General features: G+C 44.1%; 20 protein-coding genes and 2 pseudogenes. 7 read left to right on the top strand and 15 right to left on the bottom strand.

Annotated elements, in window-relative coordinates:
• Nucleotides 1-190: 190 nt before the first annotated feature.
• Nucleotides 191-838: a fibronectin type III domain-containing protein gene (locus tag IPP77_04485; GenBank protein ID MBL0308944.1), complete on the bottom strand. Its 648-nt coding sequence runs from the start codon at nucleotides 836-838 to the stop codon at nucleotides 191-193.
• Between the two features lie 159 nt (nucleotides 839-997).
• Between IPP77_04485 and IPP77_04480 the strand changes: the two genes are divergently transcribed.
• Nucleotides 998-1,408, top strand: coding sequence for a hypothetical protein (locus IPP77_04480; GenBank protein ID MBL0308943.1), 411 nt, complete (start codon nucleotides 998-1,000; stop codon nucleotides 1,406-1,408).
• Nucleotides 1,409-1,539: 131 nt separating this feature from the next.
• Here IPP77_04480 and IPP77_04475 read toward each other — a convergent pair whose 3' ends face one another.
• On the bottom strand, nucleotides 1,540-1,785 hold the full coding sequence (locus IPP77_04475; protein MBL0308942.1) for a FeoA domain-containing protein: 246 nt from the start codon (nucleotides 1,783-1,785) through the stop codon (nucleotides 1,540-1,542).
• A gap of 248 nt (nucleotides 1,786-2,033) precedes the next feature.
• Between IPP77_04475 and IPP77_04470 the strand changes: the two genes are divergently transcribed.
• Complete coding sequence (locus tag IPP77_04470) at nucleotides 2,034-3,098, top strand: glycosyltransferase (GenBank protein MBL0308941.1); 1,065 nt, start codon at nucleotides 2,034-2,036, stop codon at nucleotides 3,096-3,098.
• Between the two features lie 41 nt (nucleotides 3,099-3,139).
• Nucleotides 3,140-3,463 (top strand): diacylglycerol kinase family protein, encoded by a 324-nt coding sequence (locus IPP77_04465; protein MBL0308940.1) that lies wholly within the window; start codon nucleotides 3,140-3,142, stop codon nucleotides 3,461-3,463.
• Here the strand turns inward: IPP77_04465 and IPP77_04460 are convergent.
• The 6 genes and pseudogenes from IPP77_04460 to IPP77_04435 form a co-directional block, all read right to left on the bottom strand.
• Nucleotides 3,453-4,121, bottom strand: coding sequence for a lipoprotein signal peptidase (locus IPP77_04460; GenBank protein ID MBL0308939.1), 669 nt, complete (start codon nucleotides 4,119-4,121; stop codon nucleotides 3,453-3,455). The two genes, IPP77_04465 and IPP77_04460, sit on opposite strands and share 11 nt — an antisense overlap.
• 53 nt (nucleotides 4,122-4,174) lie before the next feature.
• Nucleotides 4,175-5,809 (bottom strand): class I tRNA ligase family protein, encoded by a 1,635-nt coding sequence (locus IPP77_04455; protein ID MBL0308938.1) that lies wholly within the window; start codon nucleotides 5,807-5,809, stop codon nucleotides 4,175-4,177.
• A gap of 365 nt (nucleotides 5,810-6,174) precedes the next feature.
• Nucleotides 6,175-6,630 (bottom strand): class I tRNA ligase family protein, encoded by a 456-nt coding sequence (locus IPP77_04450; protein ID MBL0308937.1) that lies wholly within the window; start codon nucleotides 6,628-6,630, stop codon nucleotides 6,175-6,177.
• Nucleotides 6,631-6,663: 33 nt separating this feature from the next.
• Entirely contained in the window at nucleotides 6,664-6,816 is a 153-nt protein-coding gene (locus IPP77_04445) for a class I tRNA ligase family protein (GenBank protein MBL0308936.1), read from the bottom strand.
• A 299-nt stretch (nucleotides 6,817-7,115) separates the two neighbouring features.
• Nucleotides 7,116-7,962, bottom strand: a pseudogene (locus IPP77_04440) (class I tRNA ligase family protein).
• Between the two features lie 124 nt (nucleotides 7,963-8,086).
• On the bottom strand, nucleotides 8,087-8,491 hold the full coding sequence (locus IPP77_04435; GenBank protein ID MBL0308935.1) for a hypothetical protein: 405 nt from the start codon (nucleotides 8,489-8,491) through the stop codon (nucleotides 8,087-8,089).
• A 112-nt stretch (nucleotides 8,492-8,603) separates the two neighbouring features.
• Here IPP77_04435 and IPP77_04430 point away from each other — a divergent pair, with 112 nt between their 5' ends.
• The gene (locus IPP77_04430; protein MBL0308934.1) at nucleotides 8,604-11,567 is read left to right on the top strand and encodes an amidohydrolase family protein; all 2,964 of its coding nucleotides are present in this window, start codon (nucleotides 8,604-8,606) and stop codon (nucleotides 11,565-11,567) included.
• A 30-nt stretch (nucleotides 11,568-11,597) separates the two neighbouring features.
• Nucleotides 11,598-12,911, top strand: coding sequence for an amidohydrolase family protein (locus IPP77_04425; GenBank protein MBL0308933.1), 1,314 nt, complete (start codon nucleotides 11,598-11,600; stop codon nucleotides 12,909-12,911).
• Nucleotides 12,912-13,053: 142 nt separating this feature from the next.
• On the opposite strand, the gene IPP77_04420 is transcribed toward IPP77_04425, so the two are convergent.
• Genes IPP77_04420 through IPP77_04405 form a run of 4 tightly spaced genes read right to left on the bottom strand, consistent with a single transcriptional unit; the run spans nucleotide 13,054 to nucleotide 16,513 of the window.
• A complete protein-coding gene (locus IPP77_04420) occupies nucleotides 13,054-13,368 on the bottom strand; it encodes a hypothetical protein (GenBank protein ID MBL0308932.1) in 315 nt (104 codons plus the stop codon).
• A 47-nt stretch (nucleotides 13,369-13,415) separates the two neighbouring features.
• The gene (locus IPP77_04415) at nucleotides 13,416-14,240 is read right to left on the bottom strand and encodes an amidohydrolase (protein MBL0308931.1); all 825 of its coding nucleotides are present in this window, start codon (nucleotides 14,238-14,240) and stop codon (nucleotides 13,416-13,418) included.
• A 27-nt stretch (nucleotides 14,241-14,267) separates the two neighbouring features.
• Entirely contained in the window at nucleotides 14,268-15,422 is a 1,155-nt protein-coding gene (locus IPP77_04410; GenBank protein ID MBL0308930.1) for a methionine aminotransferase, read from the bottom strand.
• 11 nt (nucleotides 15,423-15,433) lie between these two features.
• Entirely contained in the window at nucleotides 15,434-16,513 is a 1,080-nt protein-coding gene (locus IPP77_04405; protein ID MBL0308929.1) for a mannose-1-phosphate guanylyltransferase, read from the bottom strand.
• Nucleotides 16,514-16,701: 188 nt separating this feature from the next.
• Between IPP77_04405 and recQ the strand changes: the two are divergent.
• Nucleotides 16,702-18,905, top strand: a pseudogene (gene recQ, locus IPP77_04400) (DNA helicase RecQ).
• A 44-nt stretch (nucleotides 18,906-18,949) separates the two neighbouring features.
• Nucleotides 18,950-19,735 (top strand): segregation/condensation protein A, encoded by a 786-nt coding sequence (locus tag IPP77_04395; protein MBL0308928.1) that lies wholly within the window; start codon nucleotides 18,950-18,952, stop codon nucleotides 19,733-19,735.
• Between the two features lie 109 nt (nucleotides 19,736-19,844).
• Here the strand turns inward: IPP77_04395 and gcvT are convergent, their stop codons facing one another.
• The 3 genes from gcvT to uvrA all read right to left on the bottom strand — a co-directional run bounded on the left by gcvT (nucleotide 19,845) and on the right by uvrA (nucleotide 25,150).
• Entirely contained in the window at nucleotides 19,845-20,924 is a 1,080-nt protein-coding gene (gene gcvT / locus IPP77_04390) for a glycine cleavage system aminomethyltransferase GcvT (GenBank protein MBL0308927.1), read from the bottom strand.
• 618 nt (nucleotides 20,925-21,542) lie between these two features.
• Nucleotides 21,543-22,325, bottom strand: coding sequence for a carboxypeptidase regulatory-like domain-containing protein (locus IPP77_04385; protein MBL0308926.1), 783 nt, complete (start codon nucleotides 22,323-22,325; stop codon nucleotides 21,543-21,545).
• A 29-nt stretch (nucleotides 22,326-22,354) separates the two neighbouring features.
• Nucleotides 22,355-25,150: an excinuclease ABC subunit UvrA gene (uvrA, locus tag IPP77_04380; GenBank protein ID MBL0308925.1), complete on the bottom strand. Its 2,796-nt coding sequence runs from the start codon at nucleotides 25,148-25,150 to the stop codon at nucleotides 22,355-22,357.
• Between the last annotated feature and the right edge of the window lie 29 nt (nucleotides 25,151-25,179).

Here is a 25,179-nt window from a genome sequence, read left to right as displayed (position 1 = left end):
AGTTAGCAGTGTCGCCATAGCATTGCAGAGCAACATCTATTATGCGAAACTAATCTATCAAAACTTTCGCTTTTCTAAATCAATTTATCTAACGGTGATTGAATTTTTCTCAAATGTCTTTTGCTTACGTGCTTAGCTGTCGCGCAGGCGCTACCAAAAATAAAATATTTATAAAGGGCGTTACGGTTCCTCACCCACACCTAAAATTCGCCACCTCGCTATAATCACCGGCACCCACTGAGTTGGAGGCGCGCACACGGAAGAAATATTCTATGCCCGGTTCAAGTTCGTGAACAACGTAGCTATCGTCTTTCGTTCCGTTTTTAGTTTGTTTCCAAACGCCTTTTACCGGGTCGGTGGTATATTCGATATGGTAGTACATCTGTTTTTTGCGCAAGCCTTTCCATAGTAGTTTGATCTTGGCAATACCGGCATATTCTGCCTTCAGGCCTTTCACCTGTCCGGGCAGGGCGGATGGACCCTTGAATTTCTTTTCTTCCAGACCGGCGCTGCGGATGATTTCACGATTGCCTTTTGCTTCTTTATTGACATAGAACACCATCAGGCGGAACATATCTTTGGCGTCTTCTAATACGCCGTTGCGATAAGCAATTTTTTTATGGTCGCCGCTTTCCGCCGCCTGTATGGCTTTCTCCAGGAGCTTGCACATGTTGGTCTGTGCCAGCAGCGATGGAGATGGAAAAAGAAAATTGGGGTTACCGGTCATCGCTTTGATGCATTCGCGCCAGCGCTCCACAAATTCCATCGCCTTGATATTGCGCAACCCGATTTTGGCGGTGTAAAGGGTCAGGATGAAAATGGGTGATGGCCTATTCATAGGTGTTTATTTTGATTATATAACGCGTTACTAAGATACCTATTTTATCAATCGGTGGCGTAATTTTTCTGATTTGTCTAGTTCGATAATGACAAGAGCCGGGTCGTAGTTAAGTCAGGTTTTTGGCCGCGCTGTTTTTTGTGGCTAAAAACCAGAAAATTGCCAGAAATCATCAATTTAACACCAAAACAGGGCAAAACTGCTGTTTTCTCAACTGCTAAAACATTTTTAGCGGTTAAGAAAAAGGTTTTAGCGGTCAAGAATTTGGCTTTAGCGGTCAAGAAAAACCCTGTAGCGGTTAAGATTTTGGCTCTAGCGGTTAAGAAAAATGGTGTAGCGGTCAAGAATTTTGCTTTAGCGGTTGGTATGTCGGCTTTAGCGGTCAGGAATGATCGTTTAGCGGTCAAGAAAAATAATGTAGCGGTTGAGAATTTCGCTGTAGCGGTTAAGAACGCCGTCTTAGCGGTTAGGAAAAAAGATTTAGTGGTTAAACAAAATTTATTTTTGGTGACAGCGGGTTTTTTTCTAACCGGAACGCGGACATTCTGCCGCAGAAACAGCCAAAGTTGAAACGGAAGCATGGAAGAGTGTTGCCTAACGAAGTAGCCAGGCGTAGGGAATGGAGTATTTCGTTTTAAAGCAGATATATAATAAATGAATAGGGTATCGTTACCCTATCATTATACCGGCAATTAATCGGGTCAGTTCATACTCAATTCAAAAGTTACAGAGTTGGTGAGAATTGATTCTGCTGCTTTTTTCAATAAAATAAAGGTCTGGTTATTGATAGTTACAACAATGGAGTCGGCCCGCAAATCGTTTTTTTGAACCTCCACCACAGAGCCCGGAAATATACCTGCTGAGAAAAGTTTCTGACAAAGTTGCGAGTTACGCATATCTACTATAAAGGCGCGCTCGCCGGGTGATAATTCATTTAGTGTCTTCATACATCATGTTTTGTAACAACAAGTTAATGTGTGAAGTGCTGCTTGTCAAGAGGCCAAGCGAAGATTATTTTTCAGTGCCTTAACCGATGTCCACCAAAGGTGGGGCAATCGCACTTGGTAGCTTTACACGAAGGCAAAGAGCAGAGAAGTATAAAAATCAAAGCCAAGGGAGCCAGATATTTGATAAAATGCTTTATTTGCTGATACATACTAGAGTAAACGTCCCTCGGCGAAAATAGTTATACAAATTGAAATCAAGTAAGAAAGTATTAGTAGCACCGTTGGATTGGGGTTTAGGCCATGCGGCAAGATGTATCCCAATTATACGTGAATTGCAGCAAAGAGGTTGTGAGGTTGTCCTGGCATCTAATGGCAGATCACAATATCTTCTTGAAAACGAATTTCCTGAGCTAAAAGTTTTAAAGCTACCGGCCTATAATCCACACTATCCGGTTCAGGGCTCTATGGTTTGGAAGATGCTCATGCAATTGCCTAAATTCTTTTGGACTATTTTTAGAGAAGGAAGAAGTATCCGGAAAATAATCAAAGACCATTCGATTGAATTGATTATTTCCGATAATCGGTATGGGTGCAGAAACAATAAGGTAACTTCGGTCTTTATCACTCATCAGATGAATCTTCTTATCCCTGAAAAATTCAATGGGGTGGCTTCGCTGGCAAATAAGATTCATCAATCACAGATCAAGAAATTTAATGCCTGTTGGATTCCCTCCCCGGAGTTATCAATGATCCCGCGCCTGACAAATAAAGTGGATGGTATGGATGCGCGCTATATAGGTTTCTTATCCAGGTTTCAGCAAAAAGAATTACCGAAAAAATACAAACTCTGTGTGATTTGTTCTGGTCCCGAGCCGCAACGGGAAATCTTTGAAAAGATGATGGAGAACGAACTGAAAGAGTCAGGATATGCTTCTATCATTATCCGTGGGAAGACCGAAGCAATGAACCCGTTCTATAGAAAAGATAATCAGTGTACGATTGTCAATCATTTCAAATCGGATGAAATAAACCAGGTTATAGAAGAGAGTGATTTAATTATTGCTCGTTCAGGTTATACCACCGTGATGGATTTGATGAGGTTGGGTAGCAAAGCTGTTTTCATCCCCACTCCGGGACAAACAGAACAGGAGTATATTGCCGAGGAGTTATTTAAGCGTGGAATTGCTTATTATATGAAGCAATCAGAGTTTGACTTGGAGCGTGCGATAAAAGAATCGGAAAAGTTCACGGGTTTTGTGAACTTTGAGCACGAAGATGGGCTTTTGCAAAAAGCACTTGATTCAGTTTTGTGAAAAAATTCATTAAAAGTTTTGGGTATGCCGGTGTCGGCTTGATGGTAGCTCTGAAAGAGCAACAGAATCTACGTATTCATTTTGTTGCAATTATTCTGGTGGTTATTACGGGAGCTTATTTGGGCCTCAGTACGGCTGAATGGAGTGTAATCATTTTAACTATTGGATTTGTGATAGTGGCGGAGCTGTTCAACACGGCGATTGAGTATGTCGTTGATTTGGCCTCCCCTCAAAACCATCCTCTTGCAAAGAAAGCCAAAGATGTTTCTGCGGCTGCCGTATTGACAAGCGCTTTGATTGCCACCATTGTTGCCTTCTCCATTTTCGGCAACAAGATTTTCAATTTACTATTGACTAATTTGTAGCATTTGAAGTTGCTGTAACTTCTGTCTGTAAAGGCTTTTCAGGTATGAGCGCTGTCTGATTTTCTTCTTTGAAAAATGATTTTTGAAAAATCAGTATAATGGTCACCCCAACAGTAATGGCCGAGTCTGCGATGTTAAAGACCGGTCGGAAAAATTCAAAATATTCTCCTCCCCAAATCGGAAAGCTTTCAGGGAAAAAGCCGTGGACCAACGGAAACCAAAGCATATCTACCACATGTCCCTGCATGAAGCTGGCATAACCACCTTCTTTAGGAAAGACTTCTGCAACGCGACCAAAGCTGTCTGAAAAAATAACGCCGTAGAAGGTTCCATCAATCATATTGCCAATGGCTCCTCCTAAAATCATCGAACAGGCAGAGATAAATCCCCAGTGAGCTTTTTCTTTAAGCAGGCGAAAAATATACCAAGTGCCGCCAATTGTTGCCGCCAATCGGAAAGTGCTTAGAAACATTTTCCCCCAGAAGCCTGGTAACTCTAGGCCAAAAGCCATCCCACGGTTCTCGGTAAAATGTAAGCGAAACCAATTGGTGATGATGATTTCATCTCCCATAATCATGTGTGTCTTGACCCAGAGTTTTAATAGCTGGTCAAGGAGAATGACAGTAAGGATAATTAGAAAAGGTTTGTATGGCTTCATATATTGTATTTTCCAGCCCCTATTGACCGGTCTCCTCTTCAGGGGTTAGTGGGTTAATTCAGTTCGACTTTTACTTTTAGTATCTCCTCATTCAATTCTACTTCCTCAAAATCATTCAGCGAATCTACCAGCTCAATTTCTTTAGCGAGAATTTCACTGCTGATATAATCTTTGAATTGCGTCAGCGTGGATTCAAATGTTCTATTCTTCACCACGGATACTTTAATGCGGTCCAACACCTGAAAACCTTTGTCTTTGCGAATGTTCTGAACTTTATTGACGAACTCACGAGCGTTTCCTTCATTGCGCAAATCATCTGTGAGCGTTACGTCGAGAGCCACAGTAAGGGCCCCTTCACTCGCCACTAACCAGCCCGGAATATCTTCGCTGAGAATCTCAACATCACTGATTTCAAGGTTGAAATTCTCTCCATCCAGATTCAGAGCGTAAACTTTATCCTGCTCCAATTTCTGTAAATCTTCTTGTGTGAAAGCAGCTATGGCAGTCTGCAAGGCTTTCATTTTTGCCCCCACTTTCTTTCCGAGTTCGCGGAAGTTTGGTTTGATTTTCTTCTTGACCACACCTGAAGCATCGGAGATATATTCAATCGCCTTCACGTTCACCTCGCTAAGAATATATTCTTCTACTTTGGATAGCTGCGCTTTCATTCGTTCATTCAGAACGGGGACCATGATACGCTGGAGGGGTTGTCGCACTTTTATCTTTTCTTTTTTGCGAAGCGACAAAACCAAAGAGCAAGTCCTCTGTGCCAGTTCCATTCTCTCTTCCAAATCTGTGTCGAGCACTTCTTTGTTGGCTTTGAACAAGTGAGAAACATGCACGGAAGCATTTTCTCCATTCAGGTTTCTATAAAGCCAGTCGCTAAAGAAAGGAGCCACCGGACTCATCAATTGCCCCACTACATTCAAACATTCGTGCAAGGTTTCGTAAGCCGCTTTCTTGTCCTCACTCATTTGTCCTTTCCAAAAACGGCGGCGATTGAGACGCACGTACCAGTTGCTTAAATCTTCATCTACAAATTTTTCAATGGCGCGCGCCGCTTTGGTTGGCTCGTAGTCTTCGTAGAATGCAGTCACATCTTTGATGAGCGAATGAAGTTTGGAGATAACCCAGCGGTCCAATTCCGGGCGCTTACTGATAGGAACGATATTCTTCTCATCAATCTTCCAGTTGTCAATATTCGCGTAGAGTGCAAAGAAGGAGTAAGTATTATAAAGCGTTCCGAAATGGGAGCGCGTTACATCCTGCAAGCCCGCTACATCGAACTTCATATTATCCCAAGGGTCGCTGTTGCGCATCATGTACCAGCGCGTGGCGTCGGCAGAATATTTCTCGAGCAGTTCAAAAGGCTCGATAATATTGCCGAGTCGCTTGCTCATTTTGTTGCCAGTCTTGTCGAGCAGCAAACCATTGCTCACTACATTTTTGTAAGCCACGGAATCGAACAAAGCGACGGCCAATACGTGCAAGGTGAAAAACCAACCACGAGTTTGGTCAACACCTTCAGCAATAAAATCTGCGGGAAAAAGCCAACCCCCGAAGAAACTTTCTGGTTTCGTCCTTTGAAGTGGCCTTCCTGCAAGTTCTTTCCAAATAGAATTTATAACGGAATCCATATTGCCGATTACCTCCTCATTGGTGAAGCGAATTATTTTATAACCTAGCATCAATATCCTGATCTAAATTTATAGCCGTTCAATTTTTAAAGCCAATTGCGTCTAGAATTTCTTTTGCGGAGTGGGCTTGTTTCTAGTCTCTTTGCAAATTGATTTATTATCTAAGTCATTGGGTTTGAGTCCCCATCTTGCCGCTTTTTTTCGACTGCCTGTAAGTATCTCGGGTTTCAATTCCTTGGTCATAAGGCTTGCCCCGAATCAAACCAAACATCATAAATCAGGCCCCATTAGTTCCTGAATCGACTGGATAATTTCATCTTCAAAGGCTTATAAATCAATTCCTCAACCCGTGAGCTTCAACGGCAGTGGATGGATTTCCATCTCATTTTGAGTTCAGCAAGACCACTTTTTTCAGTTCACTCACGCAGCCTATAACACACGATTTGCCTTTCCTTCTGGGATTTAGGGTATTCGCTTTCCCAGATTGGCAGCGGCGTTCCCCAATATCTGGAGCTGCTCAAATTCCAATCCACTAGATTCTCCAGCCATTGCCCGAATCTTCCTTCGCCGGTATGGGCGGGTTTCCAGTTGATGGTTTTGTTGAGTTCTATCAGACGGTCTTTGACGGCGGTGGTTTTGATAAACCAAGAATCGAGCGGATAATATATCACCGGCTTGTCGGTGCGCCAGCAATGCGGATAGTTGTGTTCGTATTTCTCGGTCTTGAAAAGCTTGTTCTCTAATTTCAGTTTCAGAACAATCAATTCATCCACACTCATGTGGCTCTTCAAATCAGGAACGATGTTGTTGACACGAAGGATTTCTTTGAGCCTGATAATCCTTTTCCAGTTCAGCTTTGGTGTAGTAATCATCTTTTACATAGTGACCATCCAATGGAAACATTGTCAGTTCACTTCATCAGTAAATTTTCCTTGCTTATCAACCAAAGTTAGCGCGCCAATTTTTTCTTTCGCTACTTTAAAGTCATCTGAACCGAAAGCAGGTGCGAGATGCACAATTCCTGTTCCATCAGTGGTTGTTACAAATTCTCCAACCAACTCTGCTCCTTGATTTGCACGACATCTGTTGGTTGCGCATAAGGTAGAAGCTGCTCATATTGAATACCTTCGAGTTCAGAGCCATAATATTTTTGTCAGTTACTCTATCCAGGAAGGATATAGAGATAGTTCAACTTAAAGCGTTTCAGGTTTATTTTTTAAAAATAGGGTCAAGATAAACCGTTTCTTAAGACCAGTAACTCTGCCTCTCAATTACCCTCATGCTTATATCCATTGCGAAAATCAACTCCTTCCTCTAATTCAAACCTATGTTGCCAAACAAAATTCTTAGCGATAAGTCAGCGGCTAATGAACAGAAACGAAAACCTGTTTACTGTTTTTATCAAAAAATATTCAATCTCTTTTACCCACCGCAAGCGCCGTATTGCTCGGCAATGTCCACGGAGTAGTCGTCCATGCAAGAAATCTTACATCCTCATCTTCACTATCAAAAAGGAATTTTGATTTTTCATCGCGAATGACTTTGAACTGCGCCACCGCCGTCACATCCTTCACATTCCTATAGCATCCCGGTTGATTGAGTTCATGCGAGCTGAGACCGGTACCGGCGGCAGGTGAATAAGGTTGAATGGTATATCCTTCATACAACAAACCTTTGTCGTACAGTTTCTTCAACAGCGCCCAAAGGCTCTCGATATAATTGTTTTCGTAGGTGACATAGGGATGGTCCATATCCACCCAGTAGCCCATCTTTTCCGTCAGGTCTTTCCATACACCGGTGAACTTCATCACGTCCTCGCGACAGAGGCGGTTGTATTCTGCCACCGTAATCTTCGTTCCGATGTCGGCCTTCGTGATGCCGAGTTGTTTCTCTACGTTCAACTCCACCGGCAGGCCGTGCGTATCCCATCCGGCTTTTCTTTCTACTCTATATCCCTGCAAAGTTTTGAAGCGGCAGAACAAATCTTTAATTGTCCGGCTCATCACGTGGTGGATGCCGGGCTTGCCGTTGGCCGAAGGCGGCCCTTCATAAAACACAAAGCGCTTATCCTCCGGGCGGCTCTCGATGCTTTTCTCAAAAATCTTTTCGTCCTTCCAAAATTTCAGGATTACTTTTTCGATAGCAGGAAGGTCGAGTTGACTGTATTCGGGGTACCCTTTCGTACCCGGATTCTTTGGTTTCATAAGGCGGGCGAAGATAGAAAAATAGGGGTTTGTGCCACTACGATGCGGGCTTCGCTTTTCGCGCCGCTTTCTACCCACTTTTGTTAAAAAGGATGGGTTAGAAGTCTCTAGCACCCTCCAATTGTTAAAAAATGGGGGCAAAACGCCAAAAACGCGGAGTTTTTTTCCAGAACACGCTTGTTCTCGTCCGGACACGCGTGTTCAAAGCCGGAACAAGCGTATCCTGAGTTAGAGTACGCGTGTGCTGAGCCGAAACACGCGCATCCTGACTTGGAATGAGCGTATCCTTAGTTGGAACAAGCGTGTTCCAAGTTGGAATACGCTGTTTCGAGGCGGCAACTAGTTCATTCAAAACCCGAATCAGTTCATTCGGATCTAGAGAAAGATGATGCGCCACAGCAAAGGGCTTATCGGCGGTCTGTATACGCTCATTCATAGTCTGCATGAATTTACTTGGAACGGGGATGAGATGATTTCCGTTTCGAAGTAGTTTGGAAGATGGAGGGTCAATTTCCCTTTCGCCTTTCATTAACAATGCCTTTTTCAGATTATTTTATTTTCGGACTTCCAAAATTGAACAAATGATAAAGTCATTTCGCCTCCTAACCCTAGTTTTTATTTCTCTTCTCTCTGCCGGGTCTATGTTGTTCGCACAAGAAACCACTTTTCCTAGCAACGGGCCCGATGATTACCGAGAGGGAATTCACGCATTTACCAACGCCACCATCTGGAAGAACTTCAACACCAAAATGGAAAACGCCACGCTGGTTATTCGCGATGGCAGGATTGTAGATGCCGGAAACGGAATCGCTATTCCCAAAGGAGCGATTGTTCACGACATGAAGGGCAAGTTCATCTATCCTTCCTTCATTGATTTATTTACGGATTACGGCATGCCCGAAGCGACCAAGTCGAAAGGCAAAGAAGGGCCACAATTGGAGTCTGATGTAAAAGGGGCTTATGGATGGAATCAGGCGATTCATACAGATTTTTATGCAGACAGAAATTTTTCTGTGGACAATGACAAAGCCGAAGAATGGCGCAAACAGGGATTTGGCACGGTGCTTTCGCATCGCAAAGACGGAATTGCCCGCGGTACCGGAACCGTCGTCACTCTGGCTAATACTCAGAATAACCAATTGATTGTGAAAGCAGTAGCGAGCGCGCACTATTCGTTTAGCAAAGGAACGTCCACGCAGGACTATCCTTCCTCTTTGATGGGCAGCATTGCTTTGTTGCGGCAAACTTACTTTGATGCCCAGTGGTATAAAAACACCAAAGACCAAAAAGAATACAATATCAATCTGGAAGAAATGAATCGCCAGCAAAGTTTGACGCAATTGTTTGATGCTTCGAACGATTGGATGAAAATTCTTCGTGCAGATAAGGTGGGTGATGAATTTGGCGTTCAATATATCATCAAGGGGAAGGGCGATGAGTATCAACGGATAGAAGATATAAAAAACACCAAAGCGAAATTGATTATCCCACTCAATTTCCCCAAGGCTTATGATGTGGAAGACCCTTACAAATCGCTTTGGGTTTCTTTAGAGGAGATGAAAAACTGGGAGTTGGCTCCTACAAATGCTGCGGCATTAGCAAAAGCCGGAATTGATTTTTCGTTCACTGCTTCTGATTTGGAGAAGAAGGAACACTTTCTGGCAAATCTGCGCAAGGCGGTGAAGTATGGCCTAGATTCTAGCATTGCTTTAAAGGCGTTGACTTTTAACCCGGCATCGTTCCTGAGTGTTTACGATAAAGTAGGTTCATTAGAACCGGGAAAGTTGGCAAACTTCTTTGTCACCTCCGGTCCTTTGTTTGATGGGAAAACTGAAATAAACGAGAACTGGGTTCAGGGAATTCGATATGAAATCAAATCTTTTGAACCGAAAGATATTCGCGGAGAATATGCCTTGACTGTGGGAAGCAGCAACTATAAATTGAAGGTAAGCGGCGATGCACATGCGCCGAAAGCAAATCTTGTAATTACTGATTCGCTGAAGCCGGAAGTGAAATTGACCTACAAGGAAAAGGACATCACTCTTTCTTTCAATCCTGATAAAAAAGCAGAACAAAACAAAATCCGCCTGACCGGCTTGATTGATTATGATAAGAAAAGTGCAAGTGGTAATGGGCAAATGCCAAACGGCGATTGGATTACCTGGACGGCCATTCAAAGCAAAGGGCCGGAGGCAGATACTTCCAAAGCGAAAAATGACACCACAGATTACACCAAAGAAATTGGAAAGGTGGTTTATCCCTTCATGGCTTATGGAAATGAGGAAATTCCGAAGCAGGAAAGTTTCCTAATAAAGAATGGAACAGTATGGACGAACGAAAAGGAGTTTGTTCTATCAAATGCGGATGTGATTATTAAGGGTGGGAAAATTGCTTCCGTGGGCAAAGGACTGACTTGTGCAGATTGCAAAACCATTGATGCGACAAATAAATATGTCACCAGCGGCATTATTGACGAACACAGCCACATTGCGATCAGCGAAGGAGTGAATGAGGGAGGACAATCCAGTACGGCAGAAGTGAGTATTGCAGATGTGGTAAATTCGGAAGACATCAATATCTATCGCCAGTTGGGGGGTGGTGTGATTGCTTCGCAATTGTTACATGGTTCTGCCAACGCGATTGGCGGGCAAAGCGCTATCATTAAACTTCGTTGGGGATATACGCCGGAGAAACTGAAAATCGAAAACGCCGATGGCTTTATCAAGTTCGCCTTGGGTGAAAATGTAAAGCAATCCAACTGGGGCGATCGCCAAAGGGTACGCTACCCCCAAACCAGAATGGGAGTGGAGCAGACTTATTATAACTACTTCACAAAAGCTCGTGAGTATGGAAAATCTTGGGATGCTTTCAAAGCGTCAAAGAATGCTGCTTCTGCGCCGAGAAGAGACATTGAAATGGATGTATTGCTGGAGATACTGAACAAGAAAAGATTCGTCACCTGCCACAGCTATGTACAAAGTGAAATCAATATGCTGATTCACGTGGCCGACTCCTTTGGCTTTACGCTGAATACTTTTACCCACATTCTTGAAGGATATAAAGTGGCCGACAAATTGAAAGCGCATGGCTCCAATGCTTCTACCTTTGCCGACTGGTGGGCTTATAAATATGAAGTGATTGACGCTATCCCATACAATGCAGCCATTTTAACTAAAGTGGGAATTAATACTGCGGTCAATTCGGATGATCCGGAAATGGCGCGTCGTTTGAATCAGGAAGCTGCTAAGACAATTAAGTATGGCGGTTTGACCGAGGAGCAGGCCTGGAAGCTCTGTACTTATAACCCGGCAAAGATGCTGCATTTAGAGAATCGAACCGGTTCGATAAAAACAGGAAAAGATGCGGATATTGTAGTGTGGAGCGACAACCCGCTTTCTATCTACGCAAAGGCAGAAAGAACTTTTGTGGACGGCATTCTCTTTTATGATATAGATAAAGACGCGCAGAAGCGCGACGAAATCAGAAAGAAACGTGCTCGCCTGATTCAAAAAATGTTGGATGAAAAGAAATCAGGAGCACCCACTCAGGAGCCGTCGCTGAAGGATCATAAAGGATACACCTGTGGAGATTCTGATGAGCATTGATTGATGGAACCATAAAAAGAAAGAACTGTTATGAATATAAAACCCATTTACATGCGCATCATCTCTATCACCTGTCTATCGTTTATGTTATCGCTCGTTAATGCGCAAGCCCCCGACGTGCCATCACCGGGGCCACCGCAGAAGGGAAAGATTTATCTGACTCACGCCACGGTTCATACCGGTGATGGGAAAGTGTTGAACAATGCGACCATCGGATTTGAGAATGGCAAAATTATCTTCCTCGAAGAAAACCCCACTTTCAAAACCGATGAAACGATGGGACAAATCATTGACTGCGCCGGCAAGCATATTTATCCCGGACTAATCGCGGCCAACACCGCGCTGGGATTGGTAGAAATAGATGCTGTCCGCGCTACGGTGGACTATGCCGAAACAGGCGACTTCAACCCGGATGCCAGAGCGATTGTTGCCTATAACACCGATTCAAGAGTAACGCCTACCATCAGAAGCAATGGAGTTCTTTTTGCTCAGACCGCTCCGCTGGGAGGATGGATATCCGGCACCAGTGCCATTGTACAACTTGATGCCTGGAACTGGGAAGATGCCCTGATGAAAGAGGATGGCATTTCTATGAACTGGCCTTCTATGTTTCGCTATAAAGGAGGAGCGGCGGCGAGATATGAAACCAATAAAGATTACGACAAGGATATTCAAATGCTCAAAGATTACTTTGCCGATGCAAAATCATATCAGGAGGCAGGAACTCACGCCAAGACCAACCTGCGTTTTGAAGCGATGAAAGGTTTATTTACCAAACAACTGAACCTTTATGTATCGGTGAACTATGTACAGGAAATACTTAACGCCATTGCGTTTGCCGAATCATTCAATGTCCAGGTAGCGATTGTTGGCGGAAAGGATTCTTACATGATTGCCGATGTGCTGGCGCAAAAGAAAGTGCCGGTCATCTTGGCTCCAACACACCAGTTGCCGACCTATGCCGATGAAGACATCACTCAACCCTATAAAACCCCCGCAGCTTTGCAGAAAGCCGGAGTCTTGTTTTGCTTGAGTATTGGCGATGGTTCATGGCCAAACCGGAACCTTATGTTTCAGGCGGGTACGGCTGTAGCTAATGGACTGACTAAAGAAGAAGCGCTGGCAATGGTCACTTCAAGTGTGGCAAAAATTGTGAAGCTTGACGACCGCATAGGTACACTTGCCAAGGGCAAAGATGCTTCCCTCATTGTTTCTACCGGCGATGTGCTCGATATGAAAACATCCAACATCGAGCTCGCATTTATCAGCGGCAGGAAGATAGATCTGAACAATAAACAAAAAGCGCTGAACGAGAAATTCTCTAAAAAGTATGGAGTAAACTGATTACTCTTTTATCAGTTTGCGAATTACTGCCTCGCTGCACAAAAGTAAGACAGACAGATGAGGAAGACACCTATGGACGACTATTCTTCCTTCGCTGCCGCCATCATTATTTCAATGGGCCGTTTTGTTCGCGCCATGAAGGTTAGAGAGCCTCGAAATATTCCACAATCTTGTTTTTCAGCAGTTCTTCCTGCGCCTTCATGTCGAAGGGTGGTAGCGATTTGATGGCTTCGTAGTGTGGCCAGCCTTCTTCATCTGTTTCGACAAACCGATAATAGCCTTCGGAGGATAGGAGTTTGCAAACGGCTACGTGCATCAGGTCTTGTTTTTCTTCTTTTTCCCAAGTTTCTTTCACGATGCCGACTTCATTTATGCCGATGATAAAAAGCATGGCGTTGATGTCGGGGCGCTGTCCGAATTCTTCTTTGATGCGGTTGCGGACATTGTACCATCGCATGGCAAAACTTTTTTGCTCTTCGTCTTTATGTTTGTTTAGCAAGGGCATCAGTGGCTTTTGAATTTTGATTTAGGATTGATATTGAATAGGTCGGCGTCTTTTAAGAAGCGGAATTGTCTTCGCACTTTGGTCAGGTCTTCCATGCTCAGTTGGAGGGTGGTGATATCTTCTGATTGTTCGCGGTGGTAGAGGATATTGCCGAGGGCATCGGCCACCATAGAGTCGCCGGAGTAATAGATGTCGTTGCCGTCGTTGCCTACGCGGTTGATGCCTGCCACGTAGGTTTGGTTTTCGATGGCGCGGGCTATAAGGAGATATTTCCAGGCTTGGGCTCTTCGTTCGGGCCAGTTGGCTACATATATAAGAAGGTCATAGGCGGCAGCGGCGGCTTCGCTTTCCACGAGTCGGTTGCGCGACCAAGCGGGGAAGCGCAGGTCGTAGCAAATCATGGGGCAGATTTTCCAGCCTTTTAGTTCTACTATCAGTCGTTCTCTTCCGGAGGTGAATGTTTTTTCTTCTTGGGCAAAGGAAAAGAGATGTCGTTTGTCGTAGGTTTCAAAACTGCCGTCGGGTCTCATCCAAACGAGGCGGTTGAAGAATTTCTTTTTGTCGCGCAGCATCAGGCTGCCGGTCACGACACAGTTCTTTTCGGCAGCTGTTTTCTTCATCCATTCTATGGCCCAGCTGTTGTTCATTTCTTCTGCCTGTGTTTCCACGTTCATGCTGAAGCCGGTGCTGAACATTTCGGGCAAGAGAATAAGGTCCGTTGGATTTTTTATCGCCGAAATTTTTTCGGACAGCATCTGGAGGTTGGCGGCAACATCCTGCCAGTGTAAAGTGGATTGAATGAGTGTGATGGAGAGCTTATTCACGCGGACGAAGTTCGGGAATAATAGCGACTAAATTTTAAGTAGGCGGTCGGCGGCTCGCTTGAGGGTGTCTTCTTCTTTGGCAAAGCAAAAACGGATGACGCTGTTGTCAATATTCTGGCGATAAAAAACCGAGACGGGAATTGCTGCTACGCCCATGTCTTTGGTCATTCGGCGAACAAACTCTACATCGCGCTCGCTGCTGATTCGGCTGTAAGAAACTAATTGAAAGTAGGTGCCTTCACATTTCATGAGTTTGAAGCGGGAGGATTGAATAGCGCGGCGAAAGAAGTCGCGTTTCTCTTCATAAAAGGAGTTCAGTTCTAGGTACAGTTCTTTTTGTTTGAGCAATTCGGCAAAGGCGACTTGTACAAAGGAGTTCACGCTGAACACGTTGAACTGATGCACTTTTCGGAATTCGGACATGAGGGTTTCGGGCGCAATGCAGTAGCCGACTTTCCAGCCTGTGTTGTGGTAAGTTTTTCCGAAACTGCTGACAACAAAACTTCTTTCTGCCAGCCGAGGGTAGCGAAGAATGCTTTGATGAACCTGCTTGTCAAAAATGATATGTTCATATACCTCGTCGCTCAGTACGATGATGTCGGTTGCTTTGATAGTCCTTTCCAGTTCAGCAAAATCAGCGGCCTTCATGGTGGTACCGGTCGGGTTATGTGGCGTGTTGATAATGATCATCCGGGTTCGCTGGTTGATGAGCCGCTTGACCTCTTGCCAGTTGATTTTGTAATCTGGTGCTTCCATGTTGTAATGGATAGCTTTTCCTCCGGCCAGTTCTATAGCCGGCGCATAGCAATCATAAGCCGGAGCGAAAAGAATAACTTCATCATCTTCGCGAATGATAGAAAGTATGGCGGTGAAGATGGCCTGTGTAGCTCCGGCGGTAATGGTTATTTCAGTTTCGGGATTGACTTCCAGTTTGTAAAGTGAATCTATTTTTTCAGAAATTCTTTCCCGCAGAGGAAGATATCCGGCCATGGGGGCATATTGGTTGAAGCCCCCTTTCATGGCTTTTTCTGTTTCGGCAATCAAAGCAGGATGAGGATTGAAATCGGGAAATCCCTGAGACAGGTTGATGGCCTGGTGCTCTCGTGCCAGCGCAGACATCGTGGTGAAGATGGTTGTTCCGACAGCAGGCAGTTTTGAATGGATAACTGAAGGATAATTCATGGGGAATAAGATTACAGATGTTTGTCTAAACCCGCTACTTTTAAGTCAACCGTTATTTGTCTGACATCCTGATCATGACTTTTTTGGCAAATGAGCAATACATCGCCGGTATCAATAACACAGAAATCGCGTAGGCCGTGGAGCACTACTAACTTCTTGTTAGGTACCATGACCATATTGTTGGACGAGTCATAAATCTTTACGTTATCACCGGATACAGCATTGCCTAAATAGTCGTGTTTATATACGTCATATAGGGCATCCCAAGTACCGATATCACTCCAGCCAAACTGGGCAGGAATGGTGAATACATTATCTGCTTTTTCCATCACACCATAGTCAACAGAAATATTGGTGCATTGGGAATAGACCTTGCGAACGAAGGTCTCTTCGGTTGGCTGGTTGTAGTATTTTTCTCCTTCGCGGAAGGCATCTGCCATTTCGGGGAGATATTTTTTGACCGCTTCTAAGATAGTCTTGGCTTTCCAGACAAACATGCCGGAGTTCCAGAGAAAATCTCCACTGTCTAAAAACGTTTTAGCAATTTCGGGAGTGGGCTTTTCGGTGAAGGTTTTTACTTTATAAAATCCGTCTGGCGAAGGTTCGTCACGGTACTGAATATAGCCGTATCCGGTTGCTGCCTTGGTTGGCTTTACCCCAATGGTAATAAGCATCCCGTTGTTTTTTACATAGTCCAAACAGCGGTTCAGCACATCATAATATTTTTCTTCCTGAGTGATCAGATGGTCTGAGGGAGAAACAATGACGGTAGCTTTTGGATCTAGAAAATGAATTTTAGAACAAGCATACGTGATACAGGGTGCGGTATTTCTGCGTATTGGTTCACGGAGAATTTGATGGGCGGGCAATTCAGGTAGTTGTTCCTGAACAAGCCCGAAATAATCTGTGGCGGTGATAACATATATATTATGACTGGGCACCAGATGAAGAAATCGCTCGTACGTCATCTGGAGCAAGGTTTTCCCTGTATTGAGAATATCGAGAAACTGTTTAGGTTTTGCGGTACGGCTTTCTGGCCAAAAACGGCTGCCGATGCCGCCTGCCATTATGACTGCATAAACATGGTTCATCGGGGCTTACAATTATTGTTAATCAAAGGGGCGCAAAAATAAGTATTCGAACTACTCTTTGAAACTTCTTTATAAATTCGCCATCCCGTTACCAAAACTTTCCTTATTTTCAGGCAGAATTCAAAAGCCACTCAGATATAGATTCAACTTTTACCTCGACTGATTTGTTCATTTAATGATTATGCACTATGGAAGTAGCACCAATGAGGCTTGAAGAGGCTTTACAGGAGTATTTTGGATTTAAGAAATTTAAAGGAGATCAGGAAAAGATTATCCAGTCTTTGATGAAAGGCACGGATACTTTTGTCATCATGCCGACGGGCGGTGGCAAATCACTCTGCTACCAGTTGCCGGCTATTCTGAATGAAGGGGTCGCTATTATTATTTCTCCCCTGATTGCGCTGATGAAGAACCAAGTGGATTTGGTCAGGAACTATTCAGAGAACGATAGCATAGCTCACTTCCTAAACTCTTCGCTCAACAGAACGGAACGTACGGCGGTTCTTAAGGATATCACGGATGGCAAAACTAAAATGCTTTATGTTGCACCTGAAACACTAACCAAACAGGAGACAGTAGATTTTTTCAAGGAGGTTAAAATCAGTTTCATTGCGGTGGATGAGGCACACTGTATTTCAGAATGGGGTCATGATTTCCGGCCTGAATACAGAAGGATTCATGAGATTATCAAAGCATTAGAGCAGAAAATCCCCATCATAGCGCTTACCGCCACCGCCACACCGAAAGTTCAAAGTGATATTGTGAAGACGTTGATGCTCAAAAAGCCGAACATCTTCATTTCCTCTTTCAATCGGCCCAATCTTTACTACGAGATTCGTCCCAAGAAAACCCCGCAGCTTGCCATCAAGAACATGGTGCAGTTTATCAAGCAGCGTACGGGCAAATCAGGTATTATATATGTAATCAACCGGAAGACCTGCGATGATTTATCTAAGGTGCTTCGTGCTAATGGTATTAAGGCCGCGCCCTATCATGCGGGTCTGGACGGTAAGTTACGCACACAAACCCAGGATGACTTTCTGATGGAAGAACTAGATGTGATTGTGGCTACCATCGCCTTTGGAATGGGGATTGACAAGCCGGATATCCGCTATGTCATTCACTATGATATTCCGAAATCCTTGGAAAACTATTATCAAGAGACGGGCCGTTCGGGAAGAGATGGAGGAGATGGGGAATGTGTGGTTTATTTCTCCTATAAAGATATATCCAAGTTGGAAAAGCTTTTGAGAGATAAAAGCGTTGCAGAGCGTGAACGCAACATCCAGTTGATTAATGAAACGGTCGCCTATATCGAATCGGCTGAATGCAGAAGGAAATTTCTGCTACATTACTTTGGTGAAGGATTCGATGCCAAAGGATGTAATAAAATGTGCGATAACTGCCGTCATCCTAAAGAGAAAATTGATGTTGCGGCGGACACAAAATATGTATTGGAGTCTATAAAAGTTACAAAAGAAAACCATGACCTGCCCTACATGGTCAAATTCCTGTTGGGTAAAAAAGTGAAGGAGTTGACGGATTTCAAATATGACCAGAATCCATTGTTTGGGAAGGGTGCTGATAAAGACGAACATCACTGGAATGCGGTGATCCGTAACGCCATGATGTTGGGTTATTTGGATAAGGATATCGAGGAGTATGGGGTGCTGAAGATCAATAAGCTGGGCTTGGAGTTTATCAAGAAGCCGAAGGCAACAAAGGTATCGGTCAATCATAACTTTGAAGATGATGGCTCAGACGTGATGGTGGATGATGGCGGAGGGGCGAAATCGGTTTTAGACCCGCGCTGTTAAAATTACTCACCGAATTACGCAAACAAGTTGGCAAGCGACATAGCCTTCCGCCTTATGTGGTCTTTCAGGATTTTTCGTTAGAAGAGATGTGTACCAAATACCCTGTCACGATGGATGAGTTAATCAACATCAGCGGAGTGAGCAAAGGGAAGGCAGACAGATATGGAAAGGAGTTTATTGCTTTTATTAAAAAGTACGTGGACGATAATGACATTGATCGTCCTTATGATTTTGTTGTGAAAGGAGTGGTTAATAAGAGCGGCGATAAGGTCCGAATCATTCAAGCGGTGGACAAGAAAATTTCTATAGATGAAATTGCCAAAATGCTCGGCATGAAGCGAGGTCAACTGATTAATGAAATCGAAACCATTGTCAACTCGGGAACGAAGATGAACATTGACTACTACATCAAAAGTATCATGGACGAAGACCTGATAGGCGATATCTATGAATATTTTCGTACGGCAGCAACAGACTCAATTGATGCAGCTTGCGAGGAGTTCAAGGCTGATGAATTAGAGCCGGAAGATATTCAAATGGTTCGCATCAAATTTATGAGTGAGATGGCCAACTAAACCTTCCAAGGTCATAAAATTATATTCGCGTTTCATTCAGTTTCATGCAGGATACCTACGAAATAAAACTCCCTCAGTTTGAAGGCCCCTTCGACCTTCTCCTTTTTTTTATTGAAAGGGATGAACTGGATATCTACGACATTCCCATCTTCAAGGTAACCACAGATTTCCTGACCTACCTGCATCAGCTAGAAACACTGGACATTGAGGTGGCGAGTGAATTTATATTAGTGGCGGCTACCTTAATGCGTATCAAAGCGAAACTATTATTGCCTCGTAAAGAACTTGATCCCGAAACCGGTCAGGAAATTGATCCGCGTGATGAACTAGTCAGCCGGTTGATTGAATACAAGAAATACAAAGAAGCTACCGAGGCGATGCGTCGCTTGGAAGAAGACCGCCAAAACATCAACAAGCGCGGCAATGCGCTGAACGAAAACAAAGAGATCGCCGCCTTGTTTGAAACAGAATTTGAGATGCAGAGCCTTACCATGTTCCGCTTGCTCAAGGCCTTTCAGAACGTACTAGACCGAGTTGCTCGTGAAAAACAAAAAGTAGTCCACACCGTAGAGACTCCTCCTTATACTATCTCGGGAGAAAAAATGTTGTTGATTGAAAAAGTAAAGTCTGGAAAGAAAATGGCTTTTGAATCCGTCTTTGAAGGAGTAGAAAACCGCGTTCATGCGGTCTTTGTTTTCCTTTCTGTTTTGGAACTTATCCAAGAACAACAAATCAAAATCCTGATTGGCGAAGGCTACAATAACTTCTGGTTAGAGAAAGGCAGTCCCGACGAACCGCAAGAGGTGGTATTAGAGGGACAGGAAAATTAGCCAGTCCCCTAACCCCCGATGGGGGAACTGGCGAGGCACCTAATATTCAATTTATAATTTTCATGATAAACTTTCCTATTCCCCCATCGGGGGTTAGGGGGCTTTGGCTTTACAAAAACGGTGTCTTCACCACAGTCGCCTTCACCAACTGGTTTCTTATCTCCACGAAGATTTCGGTACCAACCGGTGCGAACTGCGCCTTCACATATCCTAGACCAATCGCTTTACTTAAAGAAGGAGATTGAGTACCCGAAGTCACTACACCTATTTCATTCCCTGCCGCATCTTTTATTTTGAAATGCTGACGGGGGATTTTCCCCTTCTCCGCAATCTCAAAACCTACCAATTTCTTTTTGGCTCCGTTGTCTTTGATGGCTTTGTGATAATCCGAATGAATAAATTTCTTAGTGAATTTTGTAATCCAACCCAAACCGGCTTCAATTGGTGACGTAGTGTCATCAATATCATGTCCATAAAGACAAAAAGCCTTTTCCAGTCTTAAGGTATCGCGGCAACCCAGTCCGGTCGGAACAATTTCAAATTCTTTCCCTGCCTCAAACAGCGCATCCCAAACCTTCTTCACATCTTTATTCTTAACATAAAGTTCGAAACCACCGGCGCCGGTATAGCCCGTGTTCGAAATAATCACCTCCTCTATTCCCGCCAACGTGCCCGTCGTAAAAGCATAATAAGGAATCGAATCAAGATTCACCGCTGTCAACTTCTTCAAGGTGGCCACCGCATTCGGACCTTGCACCGCCAGCAAACTCAAATCATCACTCATGTTCACCATCTCCACCCCAAACGTATTGTGCTTCTTTATCCAGTTCCAGTCCTTCTCTATGTTCGAAGCATTCACCACTAGAAAATACTTCTGTCCATCGAAACGATAGACCAACAAATCATCCACTATTCCACCCGTCTCATTCGGCAGGCACGAATACTGCACTTTCCCATCTGCTAGTTTCGATGCATCGTTGCTCGTCACCAACTGAATCAAGTCCAGCGCCTTCTCACCTTTCAGCATAAACTCGCCCATGTGGCTAACATCAAACACCCCCACGCTGTTGCGCACTGCCCTATGCTCCTCGTTGATACTGGAATAAACAATTGGCATATTATATCCTGCAAACTCAGCCATCTTTGCACCAAGAGAAATGTGAACCGAAGTAAGGACTGTATCTTTCATAGAAGCTAACATTGATTAAAATTTTGGAACGGCGAATGTAATAGAAAAACAAAAGACGTCTTGGTTTTTCTGACCAGAAAGTGAGCATAGAACGAGCCTCTATCAGGATTAATAACGATAGAAGAAGTTCTAAGGATTAGGAATACGTTCCTTTAAGTTCTTGATCTTAATCAGCTTTCTGATTGAAATTCAAGCAGCTACATTAAGGATTAAAAAGATTTTCCTTCGGAGAAATAGGGATCGGAGGTGAGGTGTCTTATCGAAATGCCATCTGCACCTATCGAAACAGTTTCCGCAGTCTTCGGAAGAGATTTTGCACTTATCGGAACCATTTTTGTAGTTATCGAAACTAGTTTTGCTGTGTTCGAAAGTCCTCTCGCAGTCATCGAAATTCCAAGCGCAGTGATCGAAACTCCTACCCCAGTCATCGAAACTATATTTGCACTTATCGGAACTCCTCCCGCAGTCTTCGATAGAAAAACAGTCTTCGACGGGCTAAAAAAACCTGTTTTTTGATGAAAAAACATGCTTTTCGCCCGATTCGCAGATTAGGGGGCTATCGTTTCTATTTATGTTTTGGAAAAGGACTTAGAAGATTTTGGTTGATACAGACTAACCCTATTTCGGCTTGGCTACCGGGGTAGTCGTTGGCTTCTTGGCTGGCTGGCCCGGATCTTCTTTATCAAGCGAGCGGTATTTTATTTTGCTGAGGTCGAGGGCGGGTTTCAACTTTTTGTTTTCGGGCGTGCGAGTAGGATCATAGTCTTCGCGAGGCTCGGTGGTGCCCTCTTCATCAGGAATCAGGTAAACATCGAGGCGATAATCCACCGGTTGGCTGAAGCCCACAGTAGAAAGATAAAAAGTGGTGTCGCGATATTTATTCATAATGCCCGGCGACCATTTGTCGAGGCTTAGGCGGTAGTTGGTTTCATAATCGAGGCGGAGGTTATAGGAGCCGTCAATGCCGGTGGTGCTGCGCTGTTCTTCGCGGGTCATGACATTGCGTAAAATAACTGTTGCGTCCCGAATGGGAAATTTCTCATCGCGACTTCGCACGGAGCCTGTAAGACGCATTCCATCCTTTATGAGGCGCACGGTGACGTATTGCATAGATGGCTTGGCATCTTTGTCGGTGGTTATCGTGAAGGTAGTATCCGAACAACCTTGCTTGGAGATATACACCTTGTAAGTTTTATTTTCGCTCAGTTCAAATTTATAGCTGCCGTCGAAATACGATTTGATGGAAGGAAGCACCTTCTCTCCTTCTTTCACCTTAACTAAAGCCTGATAAATAGGGGTGGCCGAGCCATCCCATTTTTTGACTATTCCATAAAAATGACTCTGTGCCGACAGGCCAAACACTCCGAAAACCATCAGCACTAACAAGGGAATTCTATTCATCAGTCGTTCTGTTTTAATGACCATCCACTTTATCCATTCAATTTGGGTCGAAGATATTTTGCCGTGTACGATTTTTTGACAGAAAGGATGCCCTCCGGCTCTCCCTGATAAAGCAACTCGCCGCCGTCGTCACCTCCTTCGGGACCGAGGTCAATGAGCCAGTCAGCACATTTAATGACGTCCATGTTATGTTCAATCACTATAACCGAGTGACCGGCTTCGATGAGTTGATTGAAAGAGGAAATCAATTTGCTGATGTCATGAAAATGAAGACCGGTGGTGGGCTCATCAAAAATAAAGAGCACCGGATTGGGTGCTGCACCCTTATTGAGAAACGAGGCCAGCTTTACACGCTGGGCTTCGCCGCCGCTTAAAGTAGAACTCGATTGGCCAAGTTTGACATAACCCAGACCTACGTTCTGCAAGGGGGTGAGTTTGGTAATAATATCTTTATGGTCGGCAAAAAATATCATGGCTTCATCTACGCTCAGTTCCAGAATGTCATAAACATTCTTGTCTTTATACCGAACTTCCAGCACTTCTTCTTTAAATTTTCTGCCGTTGCAGGATTCGCATTTCAAATGAACATCAGCAAGGAACTGCATTTCTACAATCACTTCTCCATCTCCCTTACAGGTTTCGCAGCGGCCACCCTCTACGTTGAATGAAAAATCTTTTGCCTGATAGCCGCGGATTTTGGCCAGTTGTTGTCTGGCAAGCATATCGCGGATACCGTCATAAGCTTTTACGTAGGTTACCGGATTGGAGCGCGAACTTCTTCCTAAAGGATTCTGGTCAATCATTTCAATGGCGGTCACCCGCTTCAGGTCGCCTTTCAGATCGCGATAGGTCCCCGGTTTTTCTCCGGTAGAATCTAATAACCTGACTATCGCCGGATATAAAATTTTCTTGACCAAGGTTGTTTTCCCTGAGCCACTCACTCCGCTTACCACCGTCAAGGCATTCAATGGAAACCGGACATCTATGTTTTTCAAATTATGCTGCGATGCCCCCATGATTTCCAACCAATTACTTGGCTTGCGCCTTTTTTTACTAAATGGAATTTTTATTTCACCATTCAAATACTTGGCTGTTAGTGTTTTCGCTTTTAATAATTCTTTGGTGCTGCCATTAAACATCACCTCGCCTCCAAACACCCCGGCTTCAGGCCCCATGTCCACAATGTGGTCGCTCGCCTGCATCAAGTCCTCGTCATGTTCTACCACTACCACCGTATTCCCCAAGTCGCGGAGGTTCTTCAGCACTCGAATCAAGCGGTCCGTATCTCGCTGATGCAAACCAATACTCGGCTCATCCAAAATATACAAGGACGAAGTAAGGTTGCTCCCGATAGAGCGAGTCAGGTTGATACGTTGTGTTTCGCCACCTGAGAGAGTATTAGAAAGACGATTCAGGGTTAAGTATCCTAAGCCTACATCCATCATGGTTTGCAGGCGGCTGTTGACCTCGGCAAGAATGCGTTCCGCTATTTTGGTTTCTGTCTTGCCCAGTTTTATTTCCTTGAAAAAAACATAGAGTTCCTTGATTGGCAACAACATTAAGGAAGAAATATTTCGGTCGTTTATTTTTACGTATTGCGCATCTTTCCGAATCCGGGAGCCTTTGCAATCGGGACAGGTGGTCTTGCCACGATAGCGGCTCAGCATCACGCGATACTGAATTTTATAGCTCTGCTCCTCGATATGTTTGAAGAAATCACTTAGTCCCTTGAAATATTTGTTTCCTGACCAGAGCAGCTCTTTTTCCTCCTCACTCAGATCTTTATAAGAGCGGTGGATTGGGAAATCAAACAAGACTCCTTTTTTTAAAAGTGGCTCCAGCCATTCACTCATCTTTTCGCCCCGCCAAGGCGCTGCTGCGTTTTCGTACATGGAAAGTTCCTTGTCTGGGAAAATCAAATCTTCATCTAATCCCAACACTGTTCCAAAGCCTTCGCAGGTTTTGCAGGCGCCATAGGGGTTGTTGAAATTGAAAAAATCAGGGCTGGGTTCTTCAAATGAAATCCCATCGGCCTCAAACTTATTGGAGAATACTTTGGTCCTATGCTCACCATATTCAATCACACATTCGCCATGCCCCTCGCTAAAAGTAGTTTGTACTGAATCGGCTGCCCGAGATTTCAAATCTTCATCAGCTTGTTTAACAACCAGCCTATCCACTAGGACCAGAATGGAAGTTTCTGCTCGCTTAGAAATCGTCTTCTTATTTTCGATTAGCTCCTCTATTTTATCAATCCCCTTTCCCGATTTGATACGGGTGAATCCCTTTTGTAATAAAAGTTTGAGATCATCCTGAAAATTTTTCTGAACCTTATTTTCAAAATAGATGTAGACCTTTTCTCCTTCATCCAATCCAAAGATGAAGTTCACCGCATCCATCACCTCATGTTTTTGTACTACTTCACCAGAAACAGGGGAATAAGTTTTTCCAATTCGAGCGAACAAAAGGCGGAGATAATCGTATATTTCAGTAAGCGAGCCTACGGTAGAGCGGGTGGTTCTCGTAGAGACCTTCTGTTCGATCGCAATCGCAGGACACAAGCCTTTGATGTAATCAACGTCTGGCTTATCCATTCGGGTAAGAAACTGGCGGGCATAGGACGACAACGACTCCACATAGCGACGCTGTCCCTCTGCATAGAGTGTATCAATGGTGAGGGATGACTTTCCAGAGCCGGAGACCCCGGTTACTACAATGAACTTGTTCTTGGGAAGTTCCACATCTACGTTCTTCAGATTGTGTACCCGGGCTCCCTTGATGAAAATCTTTTTTTCGTCGGCAAAAGATTTATTTGGAGATTTCAATTATATTTTTTTAACTTTGATTTATTAAC

The sequence above is a fragment of the Bacteroidota bacterium genome, assembly GCA_016722375.1.
Classification (GTDB): Bacteria; Bacteroidota; Bacteroidia; order Chitinophagales; family LD1; genus Bog-950.
The sequence above is the reverse complement of the archived record's forward strand: the minus strand, read 5'-3'. Positions and strand labels throughout refer to the sequence as shown.

Coding starts and splice junctions, on each gene's coding strand:
- gcvT (MBL0308927.1), bottom strand. CDS start 20,924: ATGAAAGATACAGTCCTTACTTCGGTTCACATTTCTCTTGGTGCAAAG.
- IPP77_04465 (MBL0308940.1), top strand. CDS start 3,140: ATGGTAGCTCTGAAAGAGCAACAGAATCTACGTATTCATTTTGTTGCA.
- IPP77_04450 (MBL0308937.1), bottom strand. CDS start 6,630: ATGATTACTACACCAAAGCTGAACTGGAAAAGGATTATCAGGCTCAAA.
- IPP77_04410 (MBL0308930.1), bottom strand. CDS start 15,422: ATGAATTATCCTTCAGTTATCCATTCAAAACTGCCTGCTGTCGGAACA.
- IPP77_04475 (MBL0308942.1), bottom strand. CDS start 1,785: ATGAAGACACTAAATGAATTATCACCCGGCGAGCGCGCCTTTATAGTA.
- IPP77_04395 (MBL0308928.1), top strand. CDS start 18,950: ATGCAGGATACCTACGAAATAAAACTCCCTCAGTTTGAAGGCCCCTTC.
- IPP77_04405 (MBL0308929.1), bottom strand. CDS start 16,513: ATGAACCATGTTTATGCAGTCATAATGGCAGGCGGCATCGGCAGCCGT.
- IPP77_04420 (MBL0308932.1), bottom strand. CDS start 13,368: ATGCGATGGTACAATGTCCGCAACCGCATCAAAGAAGAATTCGGACAG.
- IPP77_04460 (MBL0308939.1), bottom strand. CDS start 4,121: ATGAAGCCATACAAACCTTTTCTAATTATCCTTACTGTCATTCTCCTT.
- IPP77_04485 (MBL0308944.1), bottom strand. CDS start 838: ATGAATAGGCCATCACCCATTTTCATCCTGACCCTTTACACCGCCAAA.
- IPP77_04385 (MBL0308926.1), bottom strand. CDS start 22,325: ATGAATAGAATTCCCTTGTTAGTGCTGATGGTTTTCGGAGTGTTTGGC.
- IPP77_04425 (MBL0308933.1), top strand. CDS start 11,598: ATGAATATAAAACCCATTTACATGCGCATCATCTCTATCACCTGTCTA.
- IPP77_04435 (MBL0308935.1), bottom strand. CDS start 8,491: ATGAAAGGCGAAAGGGAAATTGACCCTCCATCTTCCAAACTACTTCGA.
- IPP77_04430 (MBL0308934.1), top strand. CDS start 8,604: ATGTTGTTCGCACAAGAAACCACTTTTCCTAGCAACGGGCCCGATGAT.
- IPP77_04455 (MBL0308938.1), bottom strand. CDS start 5,809: ATGCTAGGTTATAAAATAATTCGCTTCACCAATGAGGAGGTAATCGGC.